The organism is Paenibacillus sp. PsM32, assembly GCF_030433815.1.
GTDB classification, from domain to species: Bacteria; Bacillota; Bacilli; order Paenibacillales; family Paenibacillaceae; genus Saccharibacillus; species Saccharibacillus kyungheensis.
The window spans coordinates 1-820 of the sequence record NZ_JARUWY010000037.1; the positions used below are offsets into that span (position 1 = coordinate 1).

The 820-nt window shown below is 52.8% G+C and carries 1 rRNA gene; it reads left to right on the top strand.

The features are described from left to right. Window positions 1-820 (top strand): 23S ribosomal RNA (locus QCD85_RS23635); the annotation flags it as partial.

The window sequence follows — 820 nt, forward strand, 5'->3', positions numbered from 1 at the left end:
TCTCTCCGAGACGGATCCCGAGTAGTGCGGGGCACGTGAAACCCCGTATGAATCTGCCAGGACCATCTGGTAAGGCTAAATACTCCCTAGCGACCGATAGTGAAGCAGTACCGTGAGGGAAAGGTGAAAAGGACCCCGGAAGGGGAGTGAAATAGAACCTGAAACCGTGTGCTTACAAAAAGTCAGAGCCCTATTACTGGGTGATGGCGTGCCTTTTGTAGAATGAACCGGCGAGTTACGTTCCCGTGCAAGGTTAAGGTGAAAAGCCGGAGCCGCAGCGAAAGCGAGTCTGAATAGGGCGATGAAGTACGTGGACGTAGACCCGAAACCAGGTGATCTACCCCTGTCCAGGGTGAAGGTACGGTAACACGTACTGGAGGCCCGAACCCACGCACGTTGAAAAGTGCGGGGATGAGGTGGGGGTAGCGGAGAAATTCCAATCGAACCTGGAGATAGCTGGTTCTCCCCGAAATAGCTTTAGGGCTAGCCTCGGAAGGTGAGTCGTGGAGGTAGAGCACTGATTGGATGCGGGGCCCGCAAGGGTTACCAAGTTCAGTCAAACTCCGAATGCCACAGACTTTATTCCGGGAGTCAGACAGTGAGTGCTAAGATCCATTGTCGAAAGGGAAACAGCCCAGACCATCAGCTAAGGTCCCCAAGTGTGTGTTAAGTGGGAAAGGATGTGAAGTTGCACAGACAACCAGGATGTTGGCTTAGAAGCAGCCACCATTGAAAGAGTGCGTAATAGCTCACTGGTCGAGTGACTTTGCGCCGAAAATGTAACGGGGCTAAACACACCACCGAAGCTATGGCTTGATAC